Annotated in this window: 23 protein-coding genes, 2 tRNA genes and 1 riboswitch; of the genes, 17 read left to right on the top strand and 8 right to left on the bottom strand. The window is 57.7% G+C overall.

What is annotated here, in order from left to right:
* The first annotated feature begins 35 nt into the window (after window positions 1–35).
* From CBB62_09325 to CBB62_09315, 3 genes are read left to right on the top strand one after another with little or no spacing between them, the layout of a single operon-like run.
* Window positions 36–800 carry a hypothetical protein gene (locus CBB62_09325; GenBank protein OUT42451.1) on the top strand — a complete coding sequence of 255 codons (765 nt, stop codon included), beginning with the start codon at window positions 36–38 and terminating at the stop codon, window positions 798–800.
* Window positions 733–2,967, top strand: a complete 2,235-nt coding sequence (locus CBB62_09320; GenBank protein ID OUT42450.1) for a hypothetical protein — start codon at window positions 733–735, stop codon at window positions 2,965–2,967. Before CBB62_09325 ends, CBB62_09320 begins: the two co-directional genes overlap by 68 nt.
* Window positions 2,968–2,978: 11 nt before the next feature.
* On the top strand, window positions 2,979–3,845 hold the full coding sequence (locus CBB62_09315) for a hypothetical protein (protein OUT42449.1): 867 nt from the start codon (window positions 2,979–2,981) through the stop codon (window positions 3,843–3,845).
* Between the two features lie 5 nt (window positions 3,846–3,850).
* On the opposite strand, the gene CBB62_09310 is transcribed toward CBB62_09315, so the two are convergent.
* Together CBB62_09310 and CBB62_09305 are read right to left on the bottom strand one after the other, a co-directional pair.
* A complete protein-coding gene (locus CBB62_09310; GenBank protein ID OUT42448.1) occupies window positions 3,851–4,861 on the bottom strand; it encodes a hypothetical protein in 1,011 nt (336 codons plus the stop codon).
* A gap of 44 nt (window positions 4,862–4,905) precedes the next feature.
* Window positions 4,906–5,961 (bottom strand): lysophospholipase, encoded by a 1,056-nt coding sequence (locus CBB62_09305; protein ID OUT42447.1) that lies wholly within the window; start codon window positions 5,959–5,961, stop codon window positions 4,906–4,908.
* A gap of 278 nt (window positions 5,962–6,239) precedes the next feature.
* On the opposite strand from CBB62_09305, the gene CBB62_09300 reads away from it, so the two are divergent.
* Together CBB62_09300 and CBB62_09295 are read left to right on the top strand one after the other, a co-directional pair.
* Window positions 6,240–7,961, top strand: coding sequence for an ABC transporter permease (locus CBB62_09300; GenBank protein OUT42728.1), 1,722 nt, complete (start codon window positions 6,240–6,242; stop codon window positions 7,959–7,961).
* A gap of 233 nt (window positions 7,962–8,194) precedes the next feature.
* Window positions 8,195–8,893: a hypothetical protein gene (locus CBB62_09295; protein ID OUT42446.1), complete on the top strand. Its 699-nt coding sequence runs from the start codon at window positions 8,195–8,197 to the stop codon at window positions 8,891–8,893.
* A gap of 5 nt (window positions 8,894–8,898) precedes the next feature.
* On the opposite strand, the gene CBB62_09290 is transcribed toward CBB62_09295, so the two are convergent.
* Window positions 8,899–10,227: a hypothetical protein gene (locus CBB62_09290; GenBank protein OUT42727.1), complete on the bottom strand. Its 1,329-nt coding sequence runs from the start codon at window positions 10,225–10,227 to the stop codon at window positions 8,899–8,901.
* A 138-nt stretch (window positions 10,228–10,365) separates the two neighbouring features.
* Between CBB62_09290 and CBB62_09285 the strand changes: the two genes are divergently transcribed.
* Both CBB62_09285 and CBB62_09280 read left to right on the top strand, forming a co-directional pair.
* Window positions 10,366–11,307: a hypothetical protein gene (locus CBB62_09285; GenBank protein ID OUT42445.1), complete on the top strand. Its 942-nt coding sequence runs from the start codon at window positions 10,366–10,368 to the stop codon at window positions 11,305–11,307.
* A gap of 95 nt (window positions 11,308–11,402) precedes the next feature.
* Window positions 11,403–11,744, top strand: coding sequence for a hypothetical protein (locus CBB62_09280; GenBank protein OUT42444.1), 342 nt, complete (start codon window positions 11,403–11,405; stop codon window positions 11,742–11,744).
* Between the two features lie 5 nt (window positions 11,745–11,749).
* On the opposite strand, the gene CBB62_09275 is transcribed toward CBB62_09280, so the two are convergent.
* Window positions 11,750–12,262 carry a hypothetical protein gene (locus CBB62_09275; GenBank protein ID OUT42443.1) on the bottom strand — a complete coding sequence of 171 codons (513 nt, stop codon included), beginning with the start codon at window positions 12,260–12,262 and terminating at the stop codon, window positions 11,750–11,752.
* Window positions 12,263–12,445: 183 nt separating this feature from the next.
* On the opposite strand from CBB62_09275, the gene CBB62_09270 reads away from it, so the two are divergent.
* Complete coding sequence (locus CBB62_09270) at window positions 12,446–13,951, top strand: sodium:proton antiporter (protein OUT42442.1); 1,506 nt, start codon at window positions 12,446–12,448, stop codon at window positions 13,949–13,951.
* 70 nt (window positions 13,952–14,021) lie between these two features.
* Here CBB62_09270 and CBB62_09265 read toward each other — a convergent pair whose 3' ends face one another.
* The 4 genes from CBB62_09265 to CBB62_09250 form a co-directional block, all read right to left on the bottom strand.
* Entirely contained in the window at window positions 14,022–14,978 is a 957-nt protein-coding gene (locus tag CBB62_09265) for a hypothetical protein (GenBank protein OUT42441.1), read from the bottom strand.
* Window positions 14,956–15,894 carry an ABC transporter ATP-binding protein gene (locus CBB62_09260; protein ID OUT42440.1) on the bottom strand — a complete coding sequence of 313 codons (939 nt, stop codon included), beginning with the start codon at window positions 15,892–15,894 and terminating at the stop codon, window positions 14,956–14,958. Before CBB62_09260 ends, CBB62_09265 begins: the two co-directional genes overlap by 23 nt.
* Before the next feature lie 20 nt (window positions 15,895–15,914).
* Complete coding sequence (locus CBB62_09255) at window positions 15,915–16,679, bottom strand: ABC transporter permease (GenBank protein ID OUT42726.1); 765 nt, start codon at window positions 16,677–16,679, stop codon at window positions 15,915–15,917.
* Window positions 16,679–17,485 (bottom strand): hypothetical protein, encoded by an 807-nt coding sequence (locus CBB62_09250; protein OUT42439.1) that lies wholly within the window; start codon window positions 17,483–17,485, stop codon window positions 16,679–16,681. The genes CBB62_09255 and CBB62_09250 overlap by 1 nt, the downstream gene beginning before the upstream one ends.
* Window positions 17,480–17,603, bottom strand: a riboswitch (TPP riboswitch). It overlaps the preceding gene by 6 nt.
* 148 nt (window positions 17,604–17,751) lie before the next feature.
* Between CBB62_09250 and CBB62_09245 the strand changes: the two genes are divergently transcribed.
* The 9 genes from CBB62_09245 to CBB62_09205 all read left to right on the top strand — a co-directional run bounded on the left by CBB62_09245 (window position 17,752) and on the right by CBB62_09205 (window position 24,267).
* Complete coding sequence (locus CBB62_09245; GenBank protein OUT42725.1) at window positions 17,752–18,216, top strand: hypothetical protein; 465 nt, start codon at window positions 17,752–17,754, stop codon at window positions 18,214–18,216.
* 102 nt (window positions 18,217–18,318) lie between these two features.
* Window positions 18,319–18,395 (top strand) — tRNA-Pro (locus CBB62_09240).
* Between the two features lie 97 nt (window positions 18,396–18,492).
* A complete protein-coding gene (locus CBB62_09235) occupies window positions 18,493–18,810 on the top strand; it encodes an oxidoreductase (GenBank protein OUT42724.1) in 318 nt (105 codons plus the stop codon).
* A 65-nt stretch (window positions 18,811–18,875) separates the two neighbouring features.
* A tRNA-Arg gene (locus CBB62_09230) sits at window positions 18,876–18,952 on the top strand.
* Between the two features lie 36 nt (window positions 18,953–18,988).
* A complete protein-coding gene (locus tag CBB62_09225) occupies window positions 18,989–19,768 on the top strand; it encodes a hypothetical protein (protein OUT42438.1) in 780 nt (259 codons plus the stop codon).
* A 106-nt stretch (window positions 19,769–19,874) separates the two neighbouring features.
* Window positions 19,875–20,360: a hypothetical protein gene (locus tag CBB62_09220; GenBank protein OUT42437.1), complete on the top strand. Its 486-nt coding sequence runs from the start codon at window positions 19,875–19,877 to the stop codon at window positions 20,358–20,360.
* Window positions 20,361–20,675: 315 nt separating this feature from the next.
* Window positions 20,676–21,704: an amino acid ABC transporter substrate-binding protein gene (locus CBB62_09215; GenBank protein OUT42723.1), complete on the top strand. Its 1,029-nt coding sequence runs from the start codon at window positions 20,676–20,678 to the stop codon at window positions 21,702–21,704.
* A gap of 205 nt (window positions 21,705–21,909) precedes the next feature.
* Complete coding sequence (locus tag CBB62_09210; GenBank protein ID OUT42436.1) at window positions 21,910–23,136, top strand: amino acid ABC transporter permease; 1,227 nt, start codon at window positions 21,910–21,912, stop codon at window positions 23,134–23,136.
* Between the two features lie 27 nt (window positions 23,137–23,163).
* Window positions 23,164–24,267, top strand: a complete 1,104-nt coding sequence (locus CBB62_09205; protein OUT42722.1) for an amino acid ABC transporter permease — start codon at window positions 23,164–23,166, stop codon at window positions 24,265–24,267.
* Window positions 24,268–24,285 lie beyond the last annotated feature (18 nt).

Genomic DNA, 24,285 nt, shown 5'->3' with positions numbered 1-24,285 from the left:
AAATTGCCGCTTTTCAAGGATATGCTTGCTGAATTATGGCAGACCATGCACCACATGGATGCTGTCCTGTCCGCTTGAGGAATAGAAAGATCGCTATGACAAAGCCAATGGTAATTGCCGTCGGGATCGGATTTTGTCTCGGCTTGGGCCTGTCTGCTACGGGTCTCCCGATGACCGGCCAGTCTGCTCTGGCGGCCGACATCTATGTTCAGGACCCGGCTGATCTCGTCCCGGCCGAACGGGCGGCAGATGAAAAACTTGCAGCACAGGCCCGGATTGAACAGCTCAATGAGGCACTGCTCTCGGCCATGGCAGCAGGGGACAGTCTTGATTACGCAGCGCGCTATGACAGCCTCGCGCCGGTGGTCGAGGAAACCTATAACCTGCCCCTGATGGCGCAGCTCAGTATCGGGCGTTCTGCCTGGAACGCGCTTGATGATACCCAGCGTGAGGCGCTGGTGGATCGCTTTACCGCGATGAGCATTGCGGTCTATGCTGCCCGTTTCAACCGGCTCACGGATCAGCAATTCTCTGTGAACAGTGTCGATGAAGGGCCGCGTGAGACCCTGATCGTGAACTCGAAACTCGTTCTGCCTCAAGGGGATGACGTAAATTTCGCATATGTCATGAGAGATTCAGAGGCCGGGTGGCGAATAGTCGATGTCTTTATCAATGGGCAGTATAGTGAACTCTCACGCAGGCGGTCGGAATTCTCGTCTGTGATCCGTAACGATGGGCTGGATGCACTTCTGGCACGTATTGATGAGATTATCGCTGGTTACAGATCCAATGCTGGCTAGGGCCGCCGGAAGGCTGGCCGCACTGGCCTGTGCCCTGTTGCTGATGGTGACGGCGCTATCGCCCGATGCCGATGCCCGGATTGCGATCAATGACCAGCCATCGCGCGCATCCCTTGTGCCGGAACAGACAACCCTCGAACCGGGCAGCACCCTGTGGCTGGCGCTCGATATAGAGCTGGCACCGGGCTGGCACACCTATTGGATCAATCCGGGCGATAGCGGTTTTCCGGTCGCGATGGACTGGACACTGCCACCGGGTTTTGAAGCGGGCGCGCCGCTCTATCCGATCCCTGAAGTGCATCCCTATGGACCGCTGATCAATTATGGCTACGGCGACCGGGCCACCATTCTCTGGCCGATTCAGGTGCCGGATGATCTTGATCTGGGACGGGATTACGGGATAGCGGCTGCGGCAGAGTATCTGGTCTGCTCAGAAATCTGTATTCCGGCCAATGCCGAATTTGATCTGCAAATCCCCTATAAGGGTTCGGCACCGCTGGTCGACAGCAGCATGGCTGCATTCTTCGATGAAACACGCGCCAAACTGCCTCGAGAGTTTCCGGCGAGTGCCGAGATTGTTGCCTCGGATCAGGCCGGGCAGCTCGATCTGGCCTTGAAGATACCGCCCTTCGTTGATGGTCTGGCGCAGCTGACCGACTGGTACTTCTTCCCACGCGCCGAAACGCTGCTCGATCACGGTATGCCGCAAGCGGTGATGGATGATCCGGCGAGTGAGGGGCTGTTGCTGAACCTGCCGCTCCGTGATCGGGATGCCGCGTTGCCGACCAAGCTGAGCGGTATTCTGGTCGCGACGGACAGCTCGAGCGGTGAGCCGATCCGGCTGGGTTTCGATCTTGATGCGCCGGTGATGCAGGGCACTCTGCCTGCAGATCAACTCAATGACAGTTTTGCGGTTCAGGATGACGCTGGCAGCACAGCCTTTCTGCTGGTCATGGCCTTTCTCGGCGGGTTGTTGCTCAACCTGATGCCATGCGTGTTTCCGGTGCTGTCACTCAAGCTGTTCAGCCTGCTGCGTCATGCTGAGAGTGGTGATCTGAAACACCAGCGGCGACAGGGTTGGCTCTATGGGGCCGGTATTATCACCAGTATGCTGGTACTGGGCGGTGCCGTTCTGGCTTTCCGCCATGCCGGGATATCAATTGGCTGGGGCTTTCAGTTGCAGGAGCCGATCCTGATAGGCGCGTTGGCCTGCCTGTTTTTTACCCTCGGTTTTGTCATGCTCGGTCTGCTGCCGATCCCGCATCTGTTCATGTCGGCAGGTGGCAAATGGGCCGGGCGCCAGGATGATCTGGGCTCGTTCATGACTGGTGTCCTCGCGGTTGTCGCAGCATCACCCTGCACCGCGCCGTTCATGGCAACGGCTGTGGGGGCTGCATTGTTGCTGAATGCGCCGATAGCGCTTGCGATTTTTGCCAGCCTTGGCCTCGGCATGGCTATGCCGCTGATGCTGGTCGCAATTGTGCCGGCTCTGGCGCGACATTTGCCGAAGCCCGGTAACTGGATGGTGAAGCTGCAGCAGTTCCTCGCCTTTCCGCTGTTTGCCACGACAATCTGGCTGGTTTTTGTGCTGTCGGAGCAGCGTGGTTCGCTTGGCGTGGCGCTGATGCTCTCGATCCTGCTGCTGATCTCCCTTGCCATATGGCTGCCCCGTGGCCATGGCCTGTCACGGGCGCTTGCGGTGTTGTTGGGTATTGCCCTGCCGATAGCGGGGCTGGTGAGCCTCGACAGGCTGCCGGTCCCGGCGCAAGGGGCGGATGCTGGTGCACAGCAATTTGCCGATCAGGCCGCTTATTCGCCCGAGCGTTTGCAGGCGGCCCTTGCCGATGACCGCAATGTTTTCATCAATGCGACAGCGGCGTGGTGCATCACCTGTCTGGTCAATAAACAGGTGGCGCTCGATAACCCGGATGTCATTGCCGCCTTCAATGCCGCCGATGTGCTCTATCTCGAAGCCGACTGGACCAACCGTGATCCGGTGGTGACCGAATTGCTCGAAGGCTTCAACCGGCTCGGGCTGCCGCTCTATGTGGTTTATCAGGCCGGTTCCGATGAACCGACGCTACTGCCGCAGATTTTGCTTCCCGGCATGCTGGTTGATCTCTATGCCCCTGAGCGTAAAGTGCAGCAGGCATCACTTCCCGACTGACAAGCAATATCATGACCGACACTATCAGCCAGCGCTTGAGTTCGCTGCGGCAAATCATTGACGACTATGACTATTTCATCCTCGATCAATGGGGGGTGCTGCATGATGGCGTGGCACCCTATGCCCATGCCTTGCCAGCGCTTGCGTTGCTGGAGGAGCAGGGTAAACCCTTCGTCATCCTGTCCAATTCCGGCAAGCGCAGCGCGCCCAATCAGGCCCGGCTGGTTCGCCTCGGTTTCCCGGAATCGATCTCTCAGCACATCCTGACGTCTGGTGAACTGGCATGGCGGGCACTCTCGGAGACTGTGGACAGTCCGCTGGCGGCTATTGCTGACAAGAGCTGTTTCATCATCGCTCAGCCGGGGGAAAATGGCCTGATACAGCAAACCCAGTGGCGCGAGGCACCGGTCGATCAGGCGGGCATGATCCTTGTCGCCGGGCTGACCGCCGAGGCAAAATTTGAGGATTACAGCGAGGCGCTTGCTGTTGGGCTGGAACGTGACCTGCCAATGGCCTGTGCCAATCTCGACTTCGATGCGCTGTTTGGTACCAAGACCGCCTTCGGACCGGGGCGGCTCGCCCATTGGTATGCCGAACAGGGCGGTACCGTTCATCGCTTTGGTAAGCCGGAGCCTTCAGCCTTCAGCGGTGCGCAGGCGATGCTTGGCGTGACGCCGGACATGCGCGGCATCATGGTTGGTGACAGCCTGTATCACGATATTGCCGGTGCCATGCGGGCGGGGATCGATACCCTGTTTGTCACCAGCGGTATTCACGGAGCGGCTTTGACCGATGGAGATTTTGATCGCAATCTCAAGGCGCTATCGGACAAGATAGGCGCGATGCCGACCTATACAATTCATCAGTTCGGGGTTTAGGGCGATCAGTCACCGACCCTGATCGTGGTCTGGCGGGTTTCCTGAATAGTGCCGCTGTCCGTATCGCGCTCGATCCTGACGCGCCCGGTATAGATGCCGGGTGGCAGGGGCTGGCGTACCTTTTTGCCGCCGAACTGGTAATAGCGGATTTTGGTGGCATCCAGCGTTTTGGTGTTGTCAAAGAACGGCGCGCCCTCTGGATCGAGAATGGTCATGGTCAGGCGGTCACCCGCCCGGACCCCATAGAGCACGCCCCAGACCACAAGAGCAGGCGGGTCGGTCGGTACCTGCTCGGCATAGGCATCACCGGCAAGTGCCGTTTCGATTGTGATGGCGCCGGTATTGAAGCCGATCTGGACAATATCGAACGGATCATATGTGCCTAGTTCCGGTTCGGCCCATAAGGAACCGCTGGTCGAAATTTTTGCCGCTTCATCGGGCTGCATGGCCTTGCCGGATGTGGGGTCAACTACAACACCGTTCAGTCGCGTGGTGACGTGGAGATGCGGGAACGCGGCCAAACCGGAAGCACCGACGAGGCCCAGCTTGTCACCGGTTTTGACCATATCGCCGGGTTTCACGATGATCGAGTCCAGCTTCATGTGGCAAAGCTGGGTTTCCAGGCCGTTGCCATGATCGATTACCATACCATTGCCGCACTCACGGTCTTCAACCGCTTCCCGTTTGGCATTGTCGATTACCAGAACATCGGGCATTTCGTCACGAGCCCGGAGCACCTTGCCATCGGCCGGGGCGAGAACGGCAACCCCCTTGTTCATCGTCGGCAGGTCGGCGATGCCGATGTCCACGCCCTTATGGGTATTGTAAGTACGATCCAGCCCAGCACCGTCGATTGCCTTATCGCTCGGGTCCATGTCGGGATACTGGATCACCCAGCAGGTCTCGCCGAGGGTACAATCAACCGGCAGATGCAGTTTGGGCAGTTCTGCCGCCATTGCCGGGATGCCAAAGCCGATACCGGCGGCAAGGGCCAGTGTCATTACAGGGAGCTTCATTGAGACGCCTTGTTGATCTTGTGATGCCGGGTTTGCCCGCGTGGTCAGAACCAGCTGCGCGTTGACAAACCACCGGGTATGCCGTGAACAGCCATCACATCATCTATATCGGACAGGCAGGTTTCAACTGCTGCCTCACCAAGTTTTATCAGATCTTCCGCCCGGTCAAATTCCATCAGGCCGATATGGCCGACCTTGGGCGATATCTGGACATCAGGCGGGTCACCGGCAAGGCGTGACCGAGTAATCCGGTCCTGCACCACGTTAAGGGTGGCGACCATGGAGCCGAACAGGCTCGGTGCCTCACGATTGCTGCGGTTGAACAGGGCCTGAGCAAACGGGTTCCACAGCCGGTCGCGCAACCCGCGCAATCCGGCGCGTTTGGGCAGTTCTTCCTCAACCATCGGGATAATGTCGAACCCGGCAACCCGTGGCACCGGGCCGTTATTCGAGCGTATCTGACCTATCAGGTCAGAGCTGAGGTTTACGGCAATGACCAGTTGCGCACCGAGTGCCCGACAGGCGGATACCGGCACCGGATTGACGATGGCACCATCAACCAGCCAGCGGCCCTGATGCTCCACCGGATGAAACACGCCGGGTAGGGACATGGAGGCACGGATGCCGTGGACCAGATCACCCTGACGCAGCCATACCTCGTGACCGGTGACGAGATCGGCGGCAATCGCGGCAAACCGGATCGGCAGATCCTCGATCCGGGTATCGCCCAGCTCCTTGCGCATGGCCTCGGTCAGTTTTTCACCGCTGATCAGACCGCCGCCGCCAAAACGCAGATCGAGATGGGCGAGCATTTTCAGCCGGTTGATACTGGTCACCCAATCAGCCAGATGATCGAGCTTGCCGGCCGCATGAACGCCGCCGACCACGCCGCCGATCGAAGTGCCAGCAATCACATCCGGTTTCGCACCGTAGCGTTCCAGTGCCCGGATTACCCCGATATGCGCCCAGCCGCGGGCAACACCGGCACCGAGCGCCAGCCCAATCCGCGGGCGCTCATAGCTGTATTCGCTGCGTTCGGAGGTCTGCGAGAGGTCCGGCTCATCCGGCTTCTGGCTATTGCCATTCATGGTATTCTCCATCCTGTTTCCCGGTGGTCGTCTTTTGCGACCATTATCCCTTGGTGACTAATATAGCATGAGTTGGTAATCAGACCGATCAACACTTGCTCTTGAGGGGCTTACTGTGCTTCCTCAGGGCGGATTTGTTACGCACCGGATACGCGGTTTCGCGGCCCGTGCCAGCCCCAGATGAGTGATAGCGCCGCATGGCACATTCTGCCGATGCCATAGACACCGACAGCAAGCCGCTGGAAGACGTGCTCCAGAGCCCGACCGTTGATGCCAACGGCACCATGGCCATGGTGCGGCGACTCTATCGGATGTATATGCGCCCCTATGTGGGCACGATCTGGATTGCGTGTCTGTTCATGGTTGTGGCGGCTGCAATGACCGGGGCCATGGCCAAGCTGATGGAGCCCATCGTCGATGATGTGTTCACCGCAGGCAATCCATCCATGCTGTACCCGGTTGCCGGGGCCGTGCTGGCCGCCTTTGTCCTGCGTGGCGTTTCAACCTATCTGCACAACATTCTGATGAACCGGGTCGGGCAAGGCGTTGTTGCCGATGTTCAGCGACAGCTCTCCAGCCATCTGATCCGTGCCGATCTTGCCTATCTCCAGTCGCGTAGCTCCGGGCAGCTGATCTCCAACATGATTTCAGACGTCAATGTCATGCGCACCGCCATGGCTGAATGTCTGTTAGGCTTTGTGCGCGGGGCATTCACCCTCGCGATACTGGTCGGCGTCATGTTCTATCAGGACTGGCATCTGGCATCCGCGTGCTTTCTGGTGCTGCCGGTCGCCGCCTTCATGGTTGCCCGACTGGGCAAGCGGCTGCGGCATGTGTCGATTAAAACCCAGGATGAACTGGGCGAGTTTTCGGCCAAGCTGAACGAGACCTTTCAGGCCATCCGGCAAGTCAAGGCCTATGGCATGGAGGCGCATGAGGAAACCCGCCTGAACGAGGTGATCAAACGTCTCTATGACCTTGCCCATCGCGGTTTTCGGGTTGCTGCCTTTGCCACCCCGATCAGCGAGATACTGAGCGGTGTCGCCATTGTTACGGTCATCATCTATGGCGGCTACCGCGTGATTGACGGGGCGAGTACTGCCGGTGAGGTGTTCTCGTTCATCACCGCGTTTCTGATGGCCTATGAGCCGATGAAGAAGCTGGCCAAGCTCAACGGTACCCTGCAGATGGGCCTCGGCGCAGCCGAGCGCGTTTTGCATGTGCTGAGCATCCAGCCACGGGTTGTAGATCAGCGCGCCGATGCAGCGCCGCTGGTGGTTGATCGACCATCAATCACATTCGAGGATGTGCGCTTCTCCTATTCACCGGACAAACCGGCACTCAACGGTGTCGATCTTGATATCAAGGCCGGGCAGAAGGTTGCGCTTGTCGGGCCATCCGGGGCGGGTAAGTCGACCATTCTGAACCTGATCCCGCGCTTCTACGATGTGACCGGCGGACGGGTGCTGATCGACGGGGTTGATATCCGCGATGTCAGCATCGAGAGCCTGCGCGCCAATATCGCGCTGGTTAGTCAGGAAATCTCGATCTTTGACGAGACGATCCGCGCCAATATCGCCTATGGCAAGAAGGGCGCGAGCGAGGACGAGATCATTGAGGCCGCACGTGATGCTGCTGCCCATGACTTCATCATGGCCATGCCCGAGGGGTATGACACGCGGGTTGGTGAGCATGGTCTGAAACTCTCCGGCGGCCAGCGCCAGCGTCTGGCGATTGCCCGTGCCATGTTGCGCAATGCGCCGATCCTGCTGCTGGATGAGGCAACCTCGGCCCTCGATGCAGAATCCGAGCGTCTGGTGCAGGGCGCTCTCGACCGCTTGCAGGAGGGGCGAACCTCGGTCGTTATCGCCCACAGATTGAGCACGATTATCGAATCGGATGTGATCTATGTCGTCGATCAGGGGCGCATTGCCGAGGCGGGTACCCATGGCGAATTGCTCGATAAAATCGGCATTTATCAACGGCTCTATGGCCAACAAGGCAAGGAATAGAAACAGTTACGCCTGTTTCTTTTTGTGGCCTGCGGGTGTGGCACTCATGCCAATTTCCGAAATTACCTATTGGTTAAATTCATAAAGCGCTTATTTTTACTTTGTAGGGTGGCGTCATTGACCCCACGCTTCGGGCATAGAGGTCTCAGGCTTTTATGGCTGAGTAATCCTATGGACCAACCTATGAGAAAAGGTGCCCGCCCATGGATGTAACGACCCCCGATGATCCGACTATGGTTCATCTGCAATCGGAACCGGATGCCGGTGACAGAATTGTCATCGCGGTTCCCGAGACTGTCTGGCGCCGTACGCCGGATACCCCGGAAGCAAAAGCGCTTATGGAGCCCAGCCCGTGCTGGTCTGCCGAAGCCGAGATAACCTTCGAGAGCCTCATGGCATTCTTTGCCAGAACATGGAATACCCCCAGCCACATACCGTTGGAATTTGATCCACTGGACAGCCCCGATCTGCTCGATCCGGGGTTGAGCGATGGCGATGCGCAGGTTGTTGATGCCTTGCGCTGTCTGACCCTCGCGGTCGGTGAATATGTGGTCCGAACCCGTCAACTGAACATCGAACAAGGCATTGGCATCATTGGTAATATGCCCGGTGACTTTGCCGATCAGCTTGGCGTGACCACGACGGAAAACCCCGATCAGCTCTGGTTTGGCCGACAGGTTGTGCGACTGCTCGACTGGTTGCGCGGTGGCAGTGTGATCCGGCATCTGGAGCCGCATCTGCAGGAGCTGGGCGCTGCCTTGCTGCCGGATGTGCTCGACTTCATCTATCTCGGCGTTGCGGAAATCCTTCGTGGCAACGACATTGATGAGGTGTTCGGCGAGGAGTTCGGTGCCGATGTCGAACTGGTCGCGGTGAACGAGAACATGCCGGGACTGGTCTGGCAAAAGCCGACCGACACTCCGCCAAACTGAGCCTGCTATCCTGATTGTCCGCTTTCGGTTGTCGGTATCGACAGCCGGAGGCGGGGATAGGCAATGCCGAGGGTAATCGCCCGCATGGCCATGAACAGGGTGAAGCTGATCCACAGCCCGTGATTGCCCATAACCGGCATCAGCAGATAACCGCAGGCCAGAAACGCGGCGAGCGACACCACCATGGCATTGCGCAATGCCCGGGTTTCTGTCGCGCCGATGAAGACCCCGTCGAGCTGGAAACTGGCGACGGAGATGATCGGCAGCAGGATGACATAGGGCAGATAGAGCGCCGCATGGTCGCGCACATGCTGAAGATCGGTCAATAATCCAATGATTGCAGGGCCGAATGCCAGATAGCTCAGCGCAAATATCAGACTGAAAATACCGGCCCATAGGCTTGAGACGATAACCGCAATGTCAAACTGGCGGCGGCTTCTGGCACCCTTGGCCTGCCCGGTCAGGCTTTCGGCGGTATAGGCAAAACCGTCGAGGGCAAATGAGGTGAATGTCTGGAATTGCAGCAGAATGGCATTAGCGGCGAGGGTCAGGTCACTGATCTGGCTGCCCTGTGCGGTAAACCACAGGAAACCCACCTGCAGGCACAGGGTACGGATCATGATATCGGCATTGACCGCGAGCAGCCGCTTGAGTGCGGCTGTGTTCAGTACCGCCGCACGGCTCAACCGCCCCGTCTGTTGCTGGATCAGGCGGCGAACCAGTATCAACCCGATCCCGGCAGCGACACATTCGGCAATGACGCTGGCATAGCCGACGCCATCGGCGGTGTAGGACAGGCCAACCACGAAAATCAGATCGAACAGGATATTGGCACCGTTCAGCGTCAGCTGTAACGCCAGCACATAACGGGTTCTGTTCATGGCCAGAAACCAGCCCATAAGGCAGTAATTCAACAGGGTTGCCGGTGCCCCCCAGATACGGGCCTGAAAATACCGCATACCCTCGGTCGTAACCGCCTCACTGCTGTCGGTGAGAGTGAAGGCAATTCGGCTCAGCGGTATCTGCAGGCAGATCAGCAGCAGCCCGATGCCCATGGCGAGCAGGACGGCACGGGCTAGATGGGCGACGGTTTCATCATAATCACCGGCACCGAGCGATTGCGCCGTCATCCCGGTGGTACCCATGCGCAAAAAGCCGAAGCCCCAGAACAGCAGGGAAAAGATCATCGAGCCGACGGCAACGGCACCCAGGTAATGGGCGCTGTCGAGATGCCCGACCACGGCGGTATCGACCATGCCGAGCAGGGGCGTCGAGGCATTGGACAGCATGATCGGCAGGGACAGCTGCCAGACACGCCGGTGCCAGATGCGCATATCGGGTGCGGTGAGCATTGATATCATTGTGGTAAGTCCGGACGAGTGACCGTATCGCGCGCATAAGCCAGTGTTTGATGCCGTGAGTCAAACTCGCCTGATTAGACTGGCGCGGTTATTTGTGGTCCTGTTGACTGGATGCAGCGTTCATTTGCCAGAAGCTGTGTTATGACAAGTCAGATTATCAATCGGCATTCAGGTATTGCCAGAGTTCCAAACGTGACAATCATCAAGCGAAAAACCGTGTTTGAAATCATTGCTTTATGTGTTTTCTCTTATGTCGCCCTATTGCTGGCGCTGGTGGTTTTTCAACGCTCGGCCATGTATTTTCCGGATCGTGCGGTGCCCGAACTGCCGCCGGGTGCGAGTCTTGTGCATATCGACACCGATGACGGTCTCAGCATCCCGGCCTGGTACAAGGCACCGACAGCCGAGGGCGCGCCGGTCATCATCTGGTTTCACGGCAATGCGGGTAATCTCAGCTACTTCTGGGCCAAGGCGGTGCAGATGACCCGAAACGGTGCGGGCGTCCTGATGCCGGAGTATCGCGGCTATGGCGGTACGCCCGGCAAGCCGACCGAGGCCAATCTCGTCGCAGATGCAATAAGTGCCTATAACTATCTGAATGGCAAGGGATATGCGGGCAGCGATGTTATCGTCTACGGCCTTTCCCTGGGCTCCGGCATCGCGGTGCAACTGGCGGAGTATGCGGCTCAGGAACAGGGCACGCCGGTAAACCGGGTGATACTGGAAGCGCCCTACAGCTCGACCCTCGACGTTGCCAGATGGCGGTTTCCCGTCTTTCCGGTCAGCCTGTTCATGCTCGACCGCTATGACAGTGTCAGCCGGATCACAGCGATCAAGGCACCGCTGCTGATCGTTCATGGTGTCCTCGACGGCGTGATCCCTCAACGTTTTGGCAGCAAGCTGTTTGATGCTGCCGCTGAGCCGAAGCAGTTCATGTCGATCGAGCAGGGCGGTCACAATGATCTGTTCGCCTTCCCCGATGTTCTGCCCGGCATGCTGGCATTCATGGATGAGGGGATATCCCGGAAAACTGCTGCCGAGGCGGCGGAGTAGTGCAGGTTTCACGAAACTGTCGTGATGCAATGACGGGTTTCTGGTACGCTTGCTTGACCATATAACGGGCAAATACGGGGATTTGGGGCATGTCTATGAAATGGCTGGTTTTGATGGGGTTGGCGGTGTTTCAGGTTGCCGGTTCTGCCAGTGTCGCGCAGGCGGCGGATCAGCTTGATGTGCAAACCGTTCTGAAGGATGCGCTGGTCCGCTTCGAGCAAAGTGCCAGCAAGGACCCGATGACCCAGCAGCGCATTCTCACCTGCCTCGGTCAGGAGACGCTCGAGAGTGGTGTGCTCGGGGAATATTCCCAGTTCGATCCCAATCAGTGGCAGTCAATCAATGTCAGTGGCCTTGATCTCCGTGCCCTGACCAGCACGGTCAACCAGACCATGGAAAAGTGCCAGCGCGATGCGGACAGACCTCTGCTCAAATAACCGGTTTATGATGATATTTCAGCGGCCTGTCGGCGGCTGATAACCTGTTCGGAAAAACAGCCGAAAAAGCGATCCACATACTTCACCGCTGTGCCGGTGACCAGTTTTGCCGCCAGTTTCGCTAACAGTCCCTCAAGCTCGGTTTTCGCCGTATAGGTGAGGCGGGTGGTGTGCTCGTCAATCGCCTCAATCGCCACATCCGCCTGCGCCTTCGCCAATCCGGCGAGGCCGCCATGGCCTTGCACATTCATGGTATAGGCATCGGGCGGGTTGAGGTTGGTCAGGATCAGATCGCCATCGAAACTGGCCTTGATCGGTCCGACCTTGCCGCGAATCCTGCCGACATAGCGATCAGTCGCCACGCGCTCCACCGCCTCGCAGCCGGGGATGCAGGTTTCCAATACGGTCGGATCGACCAGCGCTTCCCAGACCAGATGCTTGGGCGCGTCGATAATATAGCTGCCGGATAATTCCACCTGAGTGCCTTCCCGTTGAAAAGTCAGGATAAATGAAAATATGCGACCGGGTACAGCTTGATCCTGGGTTTTGACGACTTAAGTTAAGCACGCCAAACAAACTGGCGTGAAAGGCTTGTCCTTGGACCTGTTCGTTGGCTATCAATTACAGGTTCCCTGCTGATCGACTGTCGGTCGATATCCCGTCATCAGATTGTCTCCAGATTGCCCAGTGTCCTGACTTCCATGCAGACTTCACAATGTCGTACTGGCCTGTCACTCGGGCTGACCCTGATCGCGGCCCTGTTGCTGGCGGTGCTGCCTTTGGACCTTGCATGGGCGGTTGAGGCTGTACACGAGGCCGCAGGACATGCGGCGGAAGCTGTTGCCGGCCATGGTGGCGCGCCGCATCTAGACGGTGCCGATCTGGGCCTGCTCTGGGCCATTCCGTTTGTCGGCATTCTGCTGTCGATTGCTATCTTCCCGCTGGTTGCGGGCAATTTCTGGCATCATCATTTCGGCAAAGTGTCGGCGTTCTGGGCGCTGTGTTTCCTTGTACCCTTTGCCATCCTGTTCGGGTTTCCGCTAGCAGCCTTTGAGCTGTTGCACACGTTCCTGCTCGAATATGTGCCGTTCATCATCCTGCTCGGTGCGCTCTATACCGTCGCGGGTGGGGTGCGGGTGGTTGGTTCGCTCCGTGGTACGCCGCTGGTCAATACCGCCATGCTGCTGATCGGCACGGTGATCGCCAGTTGGATGGGTACCACCGGTGCGGCCATGCTGCTGATCCGACCGATGATCCGGGCCAATGAATGGCGCGAGCGCAAGGCGCATATCTTTGTCTTCTTCATCTTTCTGATCGCGAATATCGGCGGTTCCCTGACCCCGCTCGGTGATCCACCGCTGTTCCTCGGCTTTCTGAAGGGCGTACATTTCTTCTGGCCGACTACCCATCTGTTCTTGCCGATGCTGGTGGTATCCGGTCTGCTGCTGGTTATCTTCTTCATCTTCGACACAATCATGGTGAAGCGCGAACCGCATCCGATGCCACCGCCGGATGAAGGCGAGGAAGGCATGAAGCTACGCATCGAGGGCAAGATCAATATCCTTCTGATCGGTGCCATTGTCGGTGCGGTGCTGCTGAGCGGTATCTGGAAACCCGGAATCAGCATCGATATCTATCATACCGAGGTAGCGCTGCAGAATGTCGTCCGTGATCTCCTGTTGATCCTGATCGCTTTCGGCTCATTGCATCTCACCAACTCCGAAACCCGGCGCGGCAATGCCTTTACCTGGTTTCCGATCCTTGAGGTTGCCAAGCTGTTTGCGGGTATCTTTGTCACCATCATTCCGGCGATTGCCATGCTGAAGGCGGGAGAGAGTGGCCCGCTCGGCGTGGTTGTCTCTGCTGTCAGCCATAATGGCGAGCCAAACAACATGGCCTATTTCTGGCTGACCGGTCTGCTCTCGGCCTTCCTTGATAATGCACCGACCTATCTGGTGTTCTTCAATACCGCTGGCGGTGATCCGAACCTGCTGATGGGTGAGGAGGCACGGACCTTGATGGCGATTTCCGCCGGTGCCGTATTCATGGGGGCCGTGTCCTATATCGGTAATGCGCCGAACTTCATGGTCCGGGCCATTGCCGAGGAACGCGGCGTGAAGATGCCCAGCTTCTTCGGCTATATCGGCTGGTCTGTGATCTTCCTGATGCCGTTGTTCGGCCTGGTCAGTCTGATCTTCTTCCTCTGAGCCATAGCGATCTGAACACAAAAAGCCGCCGGTGTTCGGCGGCTTTCTCATTTGCTGTCTGTGGCAGCAATCAGTGGGACATGATCAGCGGCACATCCGAATTGTTCAGCATGTAGTAGGTCATGCCGCCCAGTATCTGTTCACGCAGCCGCGAATGGCTGTAGGCGCCCATGACAATGCCGTCGGAGCCGATTTCCTTGGCACAGTTGATCAGTGGCGTACCATTACCGCGGGTCGAATGGGCTTCCGCCATGCGGATTTCGGCAGCAATGCCATGATTGTCGAGGAAGCGCTTGACCTGTTCGCCCTCTGCCTCGGCATTGACGCGGTTCTTTTCCTTGGCCAACAGGATGATTGATACCTGCTCGGCATCTGTCAGCAGGCCAAGGCTGTCACGCAGGGCACGGCTCGCCTCGCGCTTGTGCTTCCAGGCAATGCTCAGATGCTTGCCCGTGAAGGTCACGGCCGGTTGATGGGGCACAACGAGGGTCGGGCAGGTGGCGACAAGGGTCAGCCGATCCGGCAGGTGCAGCGATACCCGATCCTTGCGGGTGGCATGGTTGCTCTGGCCGACAATGGCGAGGTCGGCGAGAAAGCTGCGTCGGGCCATGGCATCCACATGGTCTTCTTCCAGAATCTCAAATGACCAGCTCAAGTTGCCGCACTTATTGGCTATTTCCGTGCGAATGACTTCCGCCTTCTCATGTGCGATCGCGGTTGCTTCCTGCAGATAGGTATAGGAAGCCCCGCGACCGGTCACTGCTGCCGGCATGCTCTCCGGCTGGGTGAAATAGCAGGCGTGGATATGGCCGTCATATTTATGGGCCAGATCAATCGCGATCTGCAGGCGCCTTTCATGGCTTTCGTCATTGGCCAGATGCAGCAGGATATTCTTCAACGGCATGGGATCACCCGTAAGGGAAGCTGGATTGGTATAATCGCTCGGGACGATTTTGACCCTAATGCCTGTCTCCAGCCTGCTGCAACGGTTTTTACGAGATCGCCTAACGAACCGGCACCACTGCATATTCACTGACACGCGGGACGGTGCCGATCAGACCCTTGGCCGCCATGAACGTGGCAAAGTGCTGATAGCGCTGTTCATCCAATGCGGCTGGACGCATGGCAAAGCGGGGCAGGGTATCGCGCCATGCCCGGCGGTTCAGTTCATCATCCAGTGCCGGATACTGCTTGATAAACAGGGCCCAGCATTCTTCCGGATGGTTCAGCAGGTAATGGGTTGCCCGCTCCACTGCCGCGATGAACTTGCCGAGGGCAGGATCATCGGCCCGGTCCCGGTTGGCGACGAAAATCAACTCGTCATAGATCGGCACGCCTTCCTCCTCGATGAAAAATGCGCGCCCCTGATGGCCCTCAAGCGCCAGCTGGCTCAACTCGTAATTGCGGAAGGCACCGGTGACCGCATCGACCTGACCGGAGAGCAGGGATGGGCTAAGCGAGAAGTTCACATTGACCATCTCCACATCATCAAGGGTGAGACTGGCATTCTCGAGCATGGCTTGCACCAGCGCTTCCTCAACCCCGCCAACGGAGTATCCGATCTTCTTGCCTTTCAGATCGGCGATGCTGTTGATGCCGCTATCGGCCAGCACCACCATGATATTGAGCGGTGTTGCGACCAGTGTGCCGATGCGCACTAGGGGCAAGCCCTGATCCACCTGCATATGAAGTTGTGGCTGATAGGAGATCGCCACATCCGCCCGTCCGGCGGCGACCAGCTTCGGCGGGTCGCTTGGGTCGGCGGGGGGCACGATGTCGACACTCAGCCCAACCTCGTCAAAATAGCCCTTTTGCTGGGCAATGATCAGTGGCGCATGGACCGGATTGACGAACCAGTCGAGCATGACGGTCAGATCCTCGGCCTTTGCCGTGGCAGGCAGGATCAGCAACAGGGCGATGAAGCCGGTTATCAGGCGATACATTGGTAAAATCTCCAGCAAAGTCAGGTGAGTGCGGTATCTTCCTGCCGCCAGCGCGTAAGATGGCGAACGGCAAGGTCGATAAACAGGTAGAGGCCAACCGCCATAACCGAGAGCACGGTCAGGGCAGCAAACATCAGGGAAATTTGCATCCGGCCATTGGCTTGCAGCATCAGGTGGCCAAGCCCGGCGGACGCGCCGACCCATTCGCCGATAACGGCACCGATCGGTGCTACCGCCGCCGCCACGCGCAGGCCTGAACCAAGGGCGGGCAGGGCGGCGGGCATGCGGATCATCAGGATCATGCGCCAGTGACCGGCGCCCATGATCCGTGCCAGATCAAGCCATTCCGGCGGCGTGCGGCGGATGCCGTCATAAAGGGTAGTGGCCACGGGAAAGAAAATGATCAGCGCCGCCGTGATGATCTTGGGTGCCAGACCATAGCCGAACCAGAGCACCAGCAGCGGCGCGAGGGCAAAGATAGGAATAGCCTGACTGATCACCAGTATCGGCAGCAGCCACGGGCGTATCGGCGGCATCAGCGCGAGGCTGAGCGCTGCCAGCAGACCAACCCCGACACCGAGCAGCAGGCCAAGCACGATTTCGCTGAAGGTAACCCAGGCATTGCTCGCCAGTACCGGCCAGCGGTTGATGATCTCGTCGAACACCAGAGCCGGGCCGGGCAGCATGTAACGCGGCAGATCGCCGATTGTGACGGCAGCCTGCCAGATAGCGATCAGGCCGATCACGATCAGCAATGGGCGGAGTGGTTTGACGATGTGCTTCATCATGAGGCCTGCAATGCTGTCATCAGTTGCTCATGATGCTGCCAGATGGCAGCGCTGTCGCTGCTGCGCGGTGGCGCGCCGTCAAGGGTAATTGCAGTGCCCAATCGGGCGGGATGGCCGGAGAGAATGCGGATATCGTGACTGAGGCGGATGGCCTCCAGCGGATCATGGGTGATGAGGATGACGGTACGCCCGGCCAGCAATTCCGCACCCAGCGCCTGCAACTCGCTGCGGGTGATGGCATCCAGTGCTGAAAAAGGCTCATCCATCAAGACGATGGCGCGATCTTCAAACAGCACGCGGGCGAGGGCGGTTCGCTGTTTCTCGCCACCTGAGAGGGTATTGGGCAGCCGCCCGGCCTTATCGGCGAGGCCGACTTGCCGCAGCAGAAATTCTGCGCGCTTCCGATCAGTTGCAGTTATGCGCTCGCCACGCAGCCGTTTGCCCAGCACGACATTCTGCAGCACGCTCAGCCACGGCATCAGGCAGTCGGATTGCGGCATATAGGCCAGGCGGTTGGTAAGAGGCTGCCGGTCGGTTGCCGTGACAGTCCCGCTTGCAGGCTTCAGCAACCCGGCGATGGCCCGGAGCAGGCTTGTCTTGCCGACCCCGCTGGGGCCGAGCAGGCAGGTTGTCCTGCCACCGGCTATGGTCTCATGGGCTATGAACAACAGCGGCTGACCATCATAATCCAGCCGCAGATCGCGCAGGATCAGGCCGGGCGGCGTGCTGGCCACTAATTGATTGATACTTTTGGGGCTGTCTGTGGCCCGCGCGTCAGGCGGGCCGGTATCGGTAATCGGCATTGAACTCACTGTCCCTACGCCGGTGATGCCCGCCATGCGGGTGCCGGATCAGGTTCAAGGGGTCGTGCCGGTCATCAGCACCTCTCAGCCACACCATATGGCTCCCCCCAGCGGATAACAGTGACGTAAGGCGCATAAAGTCGTTTGGCAAGTCTGTTGCTGCGCCCATGAAGCGGATAAGATGCTGGCTGACCTAGCTGATAGCTGGACCGACCGATTTTGCGGATGATGATGGAATGATGCGTTTGAACAGCAACAGAATCAGCATGCTGATAACCTGTCTTGCCCTGTTGCTGGCTTTTCCGGCATTGGCACAGGCCCAGATGTATGGCGGCAAGCCACAGACCGGACTGACGGAATCGCTGTTGGTCATCAGGACCGAGACCGGTGTAGCCCATGAGTTCACTGTCGAGATTGCCGAGACTCCGATGCAGCAGGCGGTCGGCATGATGTTCCGGCCCCATGTGCCCCGTGACCGGGGCATGCTGTTCCCGTTTCCGGCGACCAAGGAGACTTCGTTCTGGATGAAGAATACGCTGTCATCCCTTGATCTGCTGTTCATTCGGGCCGATGGCACCATTGCCCATATCTATCGCCGGGCCGAACCGTTGTCGCTTGAGCCGATCCCCTCGACCGAGCCGGTCGCGGCGGTGCTGGAGATTGCCGGGGGCGAGGCAGATCGCCGCGATATTCGGGAAGGCGATCACGTGGAACACGGGTTTTTCCAGTAATTCTGCCCTTGGTTGCGCAGGCTGCTATCGGGGTGCAAAATTTTTTTGATTAGGGTGCTTTACCAATGGCATCGGCTGGTATATCCATCTGCCTCCAGATGTCGGGGCGTAGCGCAGGCTGGTAGCGCGCAAGTTTTGGGTACTTGAGGTCCCCGGTTCGAATCCGGGCGCCCCGACCATCTTTTTTAGCAATGTCTTCAAGTTTCTGGCGCACATGCCACCGTACATTGCTATAACAAGCAGCGATAATATTTCCCGTCTCAAATGGTTTTGGTCATGCTGCCAGAAAACGCCATCTCCGCCGTTCGTATCTATCAACCAGCCCGAAACACCATGCAGTCAGGCCGCGGCAAGGCCAAGCTGTGGTATCTCGAATATGAGGTTGAAACGCCCCGTCGTCCGGAGCCGCTGATGGGCTGGACCATGTCTGGCGATACGCTCAACCAGGTCCGCCTGAAGTTCGATACGGCCGATGAGGCGGTTACCTTCGCCAAGTCGAAAGGCTGGGACTATTCCATCGATCAGACCCATGAGCGCCGGGTTACGCCAAAGAACTACGGCGATAATTTCCGCACAGACCGTCCGCAACGATAACCGGCAAGCGTCGACGATATTGAATCGCAGGCGATCTGCGGGCAGTGTTGCCGCACATCAACGACGGCCCCGTAGCTCAACTGGATAGAGCGCCGGACTTCTAATCCGACGGTTGCAGGTTCAAGTCCTGCCGGGGTCGCCATTTTCCTTTCCGCAACCGACCGGTTAGTGCGCGCCCGTGTCCATTGATGCTTTTTTCGATGCCTATACGCTGCAGTTCCTGCTGCTGGCGTCGCTGTTTGCCATGCTGGGCGGGTTCGTTAAAGGGGCGGTGGGGTTCGCTCTGCCGCTGATTGCCGTTAGTGGCATCAGTTCAATCGCCTCACCTCAGGAAGCGGTCGCGGCGATCATCATTCCGACCTTTGTCAGCAATATCTATCAGGCCAGCCGTCAGGGTCTCGGCCCGGCTCTGGCAACGGCAAAACAGTTATGGAAATTCAATCTGGTGCTGGTGCTGGTGATCGCTGTAGTTACCCAACTCGTGCCGCGCATGCCGAATACCCTGATGTTCATCATTCTGGGGACGCTGATTACGCTTGCCGCCCTGATTCAGCTTCTGGGTCTCAAACTGCCGCCACCGAAGACAAGAACCGGCAAGGCAGGGCTTGAGATCGGGGCCGGGCTGGTGGCCGGTGGCATGGGCGGCCTCGGCGGCTTCTGGGGCCCACCGACGGTGATGTATCTGATCGCGATTGAGGTGGAAAAACACGCCTTTATCCGGGCGCAGGGGCTGATCTATATGGTCGGCTCGGTGATGCTGGTTGGTGGTCACCTGACCAGCGGAGTCCTCAATTTCAATACAATACCCTTGTCTTTTTTCATGTTGCTGCCAGTGGCGATCGGCATGGGATTAGGTGTCTATGTGCATGACAAGCTGGATCAGAAAGTCTTTAAAAAACTTGTGCTTATTGTGCTTTGTGCAGTCGGGTTGAACCTGCTGCGGCGCGGGCTTTTCTAAATGACGGATTTATGAAAAATCGTGCAAGGTACTCTCTAAACGCTAAAATTTTTTGCAAATGCCGATCAACGTGCTAGCCTTCTCATAAGGGTAGTAGGAGGGTTCAATGGTTGCACCAGCAGTTGCAGCACTCGGTACAAAAGCAGTTCAGAGCGGTTTTGCCCAAAAGGCGGGCGGACAGCTCCTTCAAGGCAAGATGCGCCGTTCCGCCATGGGTGAGAAAGCGTCCAACGACCTTGTCGGCGGTATGGGCATGCATGGTGAGAAAAAGCTGAAAGCTGGCAAGGGCAAGGACGGACCAAGTACTGAAGCACAGGTTGCGGTTCAGGGGCTCAAGACGGTTGCCAATGCCCATCCCGTAGGTCGGGTCATCAATGTCGTCGATGATGCAACCGGCGGTATGATCAGCAAGCAAGTCGCTGGCAAGCTCGATGAGATCAAGAAGGGTGGCCCGATGGCCATGGTCGGCGGCCCTGGTGGTCTTGCCGGTTGGAAAGGCCAACGTGAGCAGAAACAGAGTTTTCTCAACAAGCCGGCGAAAGATTCTTTGCCATCAGCGCTGAAGCCGAAAATGCCATTTGGTATAAAATAATGAAATTTCCGCAGTGTGGGGGCTCTGCGGTTATATGGGGAGAGCGGCGACGCTCTCCCCTTTTCATTTTGGTCTGACATTTTCATTTTGATCCGGTTGAGCTTTTCCAGCCCCGTATTTCCCCGGATTTTTCAGTAAATCATCAAATCACGATATGCAGTCACTTGTTTTGCGACAGTGTTTCGTGTTACCCAACCGCGTTATTTGCGTTTGCGCATTGCTGCAATGCGACATTCGCATCGCTTGCCAGCCCGACTTGCTGGTCAGGCATTCAACAACCAAACCGATAACCATCGGGGAAGGATAAATAATATGATGCGTTACACACTTGCTGCCGCTGCCCTTGCGGCGGTTACCGTTTTTGGTACCACCGGTACTGCTGAAGCGGGTGCAACCCTTGATGCCATCCGTCAGAACGATGTTCTGCGTTGTGGCGTGAACACCGGTCTTGCCGGTTTCGGTATTGCCGATGAACAAGGCAACTGGAGCGGTCTCGACGTCGACTATTGTAAAGGTCTTGCGGCTGCCATTCTCGGTTCTGCTGACAAGGTTCAATATGTTCCGCTTTCTGCCCAGCAGCGCTTCACCGCCCTGCAATCCGGTGAAGTTGACGTTCTGTCACGTAACACCACCTGGACGCTGACCCGCGACGCATCTCTCGGTCTCGTTTTTGCCGGTACATGGTTCTATGACGGTCAGGGCTTCATGGTTCCAAAAGAGCTGGGTGTTACCAGCGCCATGGATCTCGACGGCGCGTCTGTCTGTGTTCAGCCAGGCACCACCACCGAGCTGAACCTCGCCGACTTCTTCCGTGCCAATGGCATGAGCTTCGAGCCGGTTGTTATCGAGGCACAATCTGAAGTTGTTGCCGCTTACTTCTCCGGTCGTTGCGACGTGTACACCACTGACGCTTCCGGTCTGGCTGCAACCCGTGCCAATGAGGCGCCAAATCCTGCAGATCACGTGATCCTGCCTGAACTGATCTCTAAAGAGCCACTCGGCCCATCAGTTCGCCGCGGCGATGACGATCTGTTCCAGATCTCCAAATGGGTTCTGTTCGCACTTCTGGAAGCAGAAGAAAAAGGCATCACCTCTGACAATGTTGACAGCATGAAAGCTGACAGCACTGACCCGACCGTTCAGCGCCTGCTCGGTGCTACCGGCGATATGGGTGAGAAAATCGGTCTGGATGGTGACTGGGTTGTCCGTGCCGTTAAGGCCGTTGGCAACTACGGTGAAATCTTTGACCGCAATGTCGGTCCGGACACCGCGATCGGCCTCGAGCGTGGTGTTAACGCTCTGTGGACCGACGGTGGTCTGATGTACGCACCACCAATCCGTTAATCGGTTTGGTGATGATTATAAGGGTTGCTTGTGCATAACTGCCGGTGACCTGCCGAATACACAGGGGGGATTGATGTGGCCTATGCCCAATATTCAATCCCCCTATGTGTTTTTTGCATAATTAGTTCTTGCGGTTAGCGACGAACGCTGTCCTACTACCGCGATGCCGCAAACTGAATGCGGCCCAATAATACAATCAGGCTTCATGACCGATACGACTACTCCCCAGAAGCACGACACCGTGCCTGAAGAGCGCCCATCGATGACCCAGCCGGGATCGGTGAACAGCATTATCCATGACGAGAGTTTCCGCGCTATTGCCTTTCAGGTGATCATGATCGGTGCAGTGCTGTTATTTGGCCTTTACCTGTTCAACAACACGCTGACCAACCTTGAGAGCCGGAATATCCAAACCGGTTTCGGGTTCCTGTCACAGGAATCAGGTTTTGATATCAACCAGAACCTGATCGAATATTCGCCTGCCAGCACCTATGGCCGCGCGCTCGTGGTCGGTCTGCTCAATACCTTGCTGGTGGCCGCTCTTGGCATTGTCTTCGCCACCATCATCGGCACGATTGTCGGGGTTGCCCGTCTCTCCACCAACTGGCTGATCCGCAAGCTCGCGAGCGCCTATGTAGAGACGGTGCGTAACATCCCGCTATTGCTCCAGCTTTTCGTCTGGTACGGCATTATTACCGAGACTTTTCCGGCGGTCAGGAATGCCTGGAACCCGGTCGGTTCACTGTTTATCTCCCAGCGCGGTTTCCATGTGCCTGTGGTTGAGTGGTCGACCCCGTTCAACTGGGCCGCAATCGCCGTTGTTGCCGCCGTTGCCATCTGGATCGGTCTGGTCAAGCGCGCGAATAAGGTACAGGCCCAAACCGGCAAACGCCCGCCGAGCCATCTGATTGGTTTGGCGGTTTTGATTCTGCTGCCGGTCATCGTCTGGGGTGCCGGTGGTGCGCCATGGGTTGTTGATGCTCCGGCGGCCGGGCGCTTCAACATCAATGGTGGTTTGACCATCACACCGGAGCTGGTGGCACTGCTGCTCGGTCTCACATTCTATACCGCAGGCTTTATTGCCGAGGTGGTGCGTTCCGGTATCCTCGCGGTAAGCAAGGGACAATGGGAAGCGGGTGAAGCGCTTGGCCTGCCACGCCGCCGTATCCTCAATCTGATCGTCCTGCCGCAGGCGCTGCGGGTGATTGTGCCGCCAACCACCAACCAGTATCTGAACCTGACCAAGAACAGCTCACTGGCTGTCGCGATCGGGTATCCCGATCTGGTCTCTGCGGCCAATACATCCATGAACCAGAACGGGCAGGCGATTGAAAACATTGCCCTTATCATGGCGGCTTATCTGACGGTCAGCCTGTCGATCTCGACCTTCATGAACTGGTATAACAAGCGCATCGCGCTGGTGGAGCGGTAGGAGACAACCATGAGCGACACAGCTGCGATGAAACAGTACGTTCAGGAAAAGCCGGTTGAGCAAAAGCCGCCACCGGCTTCAGAGGCCGGTATAATCGGCTGGTTCCGCACCAACCTGTTCAATACCTGGTACAATGCGATCTTCACGATCCTGATCGGGTATCTGGTCTTTGACCTTGCCTATATGATTCTGGATTGGGCGGTTTTCTCCGCGACCTTCTCGGATATACCTCCGGCGGAATGCCGAGCCAGTGTTGAAGGTGCCTGCTGGGCATTCGTTCATAACTGGTGGCGTTTTATCCTGTTTGGCCTTTACCCCTATGATCTGCAATGGCGGCCGGGCCTGTTCCTTGGCCTGTCCATCGTGATGATCGGCATCTCCTGCTATCCGGGTGCCTGGAAGAAATGGCTCGCCTGGCTCTGGCTGGCGGCGCTCTGTGTCATGGGCTGGTTGATGGCCGGTGGGCTCGGACTTGAGCCGGTACCGACCAACAAGTGGGGCGGGCTTGCCCTGACCCTGATGCTGGCCGGTGTTTCCTGCGTCTTTTCATTCCCGCTTGCCGTATTGATGGCCCTCGGTCGCCGATCCGACCTGCCGGCGATCAAGACGCTCTGTGTGACGGTCATCGAGGTGATCCGCGGGGTGCCGCTGATTACGGTTCTGTTCATGGCATCGTTCATGATCCCGCTGTTCCTGCCGGAAGGGGTGACCCTCGATGCAGTCCTGCGGGCCATGGTCGGCATGACCCTGTTTACCGCTGTTTACCTCGCCGAGGTGGTGCGTGGCGGTCTGCAGGCGATCCCTAAAGGCCAGTATGAGGCGGCGGACGCTCTCGGTCTCAGCTATTGGCAGAAGATCCGCTTCATCATCCTGCCGCAGGCGCTGCGGATTTCGATCCCGCCGATCGTCAACAGCTTCATTGCGGTATTCAAGGATACCTCGCTGGTTCTGATCATCGGTCTGTTTGACCTGATGAACGCAACCAAGAACGCAATTCAGGATGCAGAATGGCGCGCCTTCTATCTGGAAGGTTATCTGTTCGCCGCGCTGATCTATTTCGGCTTCTGTTTCTTTATGTCGAAATACAGCCAATGGCTTGAAGTCCGTCTGGCTAAAGCGACAAAACGATAATTCAATCATCAAACGGAG

This window comes from Micavibrio sp. TMED2, from assembly GCA_002168225.1.
In the GTDB taxonomy this organism is placed as follows: Bacteria; Pseudomonadota; Alphaproteobacteria; order TMED2; family TMED2; genus TMED2.
The sequence above is the reverse complement of the archived record's forward strand: the minus strand, read 5'-3'. Positions and strand labels throughout refer to the sequence as shown.